This is a genomic window from uncultured Escherichia sp., from assembly GCF_948475835.1.
Taxonomy (GTDB): domain Bacteria; phylum Pseudomonadota; class Gammaproteobacteria; order Enterobacterales; family Enterobacteriaceae; genus ECMA0423.
This window is the reverse complement of sequence record NZ_CAOLGM010000217.1, coordinates 1-3636: the sequence shown is the minus strand read 5'-3', so window position 1 is coordinate 3636 and position 3636 is coordinate 1. Positions and strand designations below refer to the sequence as shown.

At 43.8% G+C, this 3636-nt stretch carries 5 pseudogenes; 3 read left to right on the top strand and 2 right to left on the bottom strand.

The annotated features are described in order from the left end of the window. Positions 1 to 220 precede the first annotated feature (220 nt). A pseudogene (locus QZF50_RS23020) lies at positions 221 to 934 on the bottom strand (DDE-type integrase/transposase/recombinase); the annotation flags it as partial. Between the two features lie 66 nt (positions 935 to 1000). Here QZF50_RS23020 and QZF50_RS23015 point away from each other — a divergent pair. Further along, positions 1001 to 1966 (top strand): annotated as a pseudogene (locus QZF50_RS23015) (IS110 family transposase). 79 nt (positions 1967 to 2045) lie between these two features. Here the strand turns inward: QZF50_RS23015 and QZF50_RS23010 are convergent. After that, a pseudogene (locus tag QZF50_RS23010) lies at positions 2046 to 2153 on the bottom strand (transposase); the annotation flags it as partial. Positions 2154 to 2273: 120 nt separating this feature from the next. On the opposite strand from QZF50_RS23010, the pseudogene QZF50_RS23005 reads away from it, so the two are divergent. After that, positions 2274 to 2830, top strand: a pseudogene (locus QZF50_RS23005) (IS3 family transposase); the annotation flags it as partial. A 388-nt stretch (positions 2831 to 3218) separates the two neighbouring features. Beyond that, positions 3219 to 3636, top strand: a pseudogene (locus QZF50_RS23000) (AraC family transcriptional regulator); the annotation flags it as partial.

Genomic DNA, 3636 nt, shown 5'->3' with positions numbered 1-3636 from the left:
GGTTCACAGGAGGCAGCAACGAGCTGCTGTTTAAATTCGGGAGGATAATTAGGGCAGCCTTTTCGCCTGCCGAGAGTCACATTTTTCTGCATATCTGACACTTTGGTTCCCACTACTTATTTTGTGGACACAACTTTGTCTAATTCGTCAGATTCTGACCAGACGGTTCAGGCTGTACGCTTACAGTTTTACTGTGTGCCTCTCTGTCCATTCAGTCTGCCGCCAGTGAGATAAATTCCGGACCATTATCCATGCGCAGCATGACCGGATAGCGCCACGGTTTGCCGCGATCCTGTCGAGAATACGAATCGCTCGCTGAGCTGGCAGATTCAGATCGATTTCAATCGACAACGCCTCACGGTTAAAGTCATCAACGATATTGAACGTACGAAAACGACGACCACAGGCCAGAGCATCATGCATAAAATCAACAGACCAGCTCTGGTTCAGCGCTGACAGCGTGGCCAATGGTGATGGATTACGTACCGGCAACCGCTGTTTGCCCTTACGGCGAAAATTCAGTTTCAGCAGACACTAAATACGGTGGAGCCTTTTGTGATTCCACGGATATCCCTGCCGCCGCAGAACTAGGTAAAGTTTAGGAAAACCATGTCGTGGGCGTTTAGCCTCCGCCTGCAATGCGGCAATAACGGGCTCATCACGCGTGATATCCGGGCGGTAATGGTAAACCGTTCTGCTCAGATTGAGACTCTGGCTGGCTTGATGAATACTGAGTCCGAACGTCGTTATCAGATGAGTGACCAGCTCACGCTTAAAGGCTGGTTTTAAAGCTTTTTTCGATAACATCTTTCAGCGCCCGGTTCTCAGGACTGAGATCGGCAAACATCTGCTTAAGATGCCTGTTATCGTCCTCAAGATCCTTGATCTTTTTAATATCAGAAGATGCCATACCGCCGTATCTAGACTTCCAGTTAATGGGATGGACTACCTCCTCCTTCTGCGGTTAACTGTACGAAATGTGCTCAGCAGGAGAATCACTATGAATATCGTATTTCTGGGTATTGATCTGGCTAAAAATGTCTTTCAGCTCTGCGGGTTAAACTAGACTGGTAAACCGTTTTATTCAAAACGTACCGGCCGAAAAGAGTTACTCCAGACGGTGTCGAATATTCCGGCGTGTCTGACCGGTATAGAAGCATCTACAGGTGCATTTTACTGGCAGCGTGAGTTTGAGAAACTGGGGCATAATGTAAAAGTCATCAGCCCCCAGTATGTAAAACCTTTTGTCCGTGGGCAAAAAATGACGGTAACGATGCGCAGGCGATAGCTGTGGCTCTGATGCAACCTACGATGCAGTTTGTTCCACCGAAAAGCCCTGAACAGCAGGATATTCAGGGGCTACACCGTGCAAGACAGCGTATTGTCAATCATCGTACTGCGATAGTCTGTCAAATCAGAGAGCTGCTGCTTGATCGGGTAATAACAATTGGTGCGGCAGTCTCAAGAGTTCGCCGTGCCGTTCTGCTTATCCTTGAGGATGCAGAAAACGGGTTAAGTGCCCGTATGCGCAGAACGGTTGCAGAGCTTTATGATCTCTTTAACGATCTTGGCCGCCGTATAAACTTTTTTGATAAAGAAATTGACGCTGTGTTCATGCAATCAGAAGCCTGCCAGAGCATTGCCAAAGGAACTGAATTTAAAAATGGTCGTCACTTTGCCGCATGGCTTGGCCTGGTTCCACGACAGCACTCTAGTGGCAACAAGCAGGTACTAATGAATATGACGAAAAAAGGCGACAAGCATTTGCGTACATTTTTTATTCATGGTGCCCGCGCTGTCGTCAGAGTTGACATGAATAACAATTGGCTGCTTGCATCAGTGGGTTAACTAGTTAAAGGAACGGCGCTGGTTTAATAAAGCGACCGTGGCGGTCGCTAACAAGAACGCGAGAATAATCTGGTCGATGCTGAGAAATGATACCGAGTATCAGGCAGTTGGAAGTTAGTACCCAGCCAGACGAGTTGCAGTGTACTGAAAAATAGTGACAGGTTGCGCCTGCACAATCGGAACCTGACTATTATATTGGCCTCAGAGATACCAGCCTCCCGGCCGACATCTTCAACGTCTCGTCCGGCTTCAACCGACTTAATCACAGCGATGATCTGATGCTCAGTAAAACGGGCTTTACACATAGCGATCTCCTTCGTTGACAGACTGATTATGCTGGATGATCTCTAAGTGTGAATGGCACGATTATGCGGGATACTTACAATCTTACCAGTATTCATTTGAATTTCGCAGTGAAGTCCTGAAAACTCTGCAACTGGCGCAGTAAATAGCAAAATCAGCAGATTTCCTCTGAAGGTGAGTTGGAGATGTCTATTGAGATTGCACGTCTCAAACGCCAGTTAGCAGAATGGGATAAAAAGCAGACTATCTTTTATTGAAAAATATCTGGATGAGTTTAGCATCGAAGCTTCCGGATGGTCACAGCGCCTGATATCCGTGGTGTCAGCGGCGAACAAAGATAAGCACACGCCAGCAGTTCCGTAAGCACTGTGGCATCAGTGTCTGCGAGGTTTTTACTTGGTCCAGTGTTACGGTGCTTCACGCTTGAGTAATGAATTGTGTGCTCAGAGTTACCACTTGAACAGTAATAACAGTAGCAGTAAGCTTGTGCCGTTAGGGATGAGGGCAAAAGCTTCCCGAAAGTTCAGCCCAGTTAGCTACAGTGTTCACGATCTGCCTGTGCCAGAAAATCTGCTGGAGCATGATTTTTACACCAAGGCTCAGAACCGAAGTGGGAGGGCAATATCACGTATCTGCGTACTGATGAAAGCTGGCTGTACTAGCGGTGGTAATAGACCTATGACCGCGTGACGTTATTGGCTGGTCAATGCCATCACAGATGATGGCACAGTTGGTGTGGCGACCTCAGTTCGGAATAATTTGAAAACCAGAGCCTCGCTTAGACCTGTGTCCAAATTACGTGGGTTGGATCATTGTTCCACGACGATTTGAAAGTATATTAATGAACAATAAATACACATTTCTGTATTTTCGTATATTTTACAATAGTGAATATACAAAATCTAATATATTCTATATTTTTTTGTTCTAACCTTTTGAAATGAAGTGACTTTTTATTCTGTTTTATGGGTGTTTTTTTCTGCTGCAAGCACTTCCAGTATTATTCCCGAATTTACATTATAAACGCCTCATGAAATTATACTTTCATAGGAAGTGGAGGTGGTTATATGAAGAGTCAAAGTGCTTTATATAAACTAAACCTTTCTGATAAACGGGCCATTTTAAATATAAATAGATTAGAAATCAGGGATGTTCACTTTTTTGAATGTACAATTATTTATCTCTATGATGCACGAATTGTATTAAAAAATAGCAATGGGAAAAAGACAATTATTTTCCCTCAGTCAATTTGTTATATTGAAAAAAATACAACTGTAGATATAATTATATGTGATAAAAAAAAGGGGAGGCCTTATGATGTCTATAATATAGATGGTGATATACTCAATAATATTTGTGAGATAATGAGTCCTCTTCTTTCCCATTTTGGAAATGTAAATTATCCATATGCTAAGGTGTTCTCATTTACAGCAGATGATGTTGATAAAAAAATCTTTCATCTTTTAATAAAAAAGGAAACGCCAT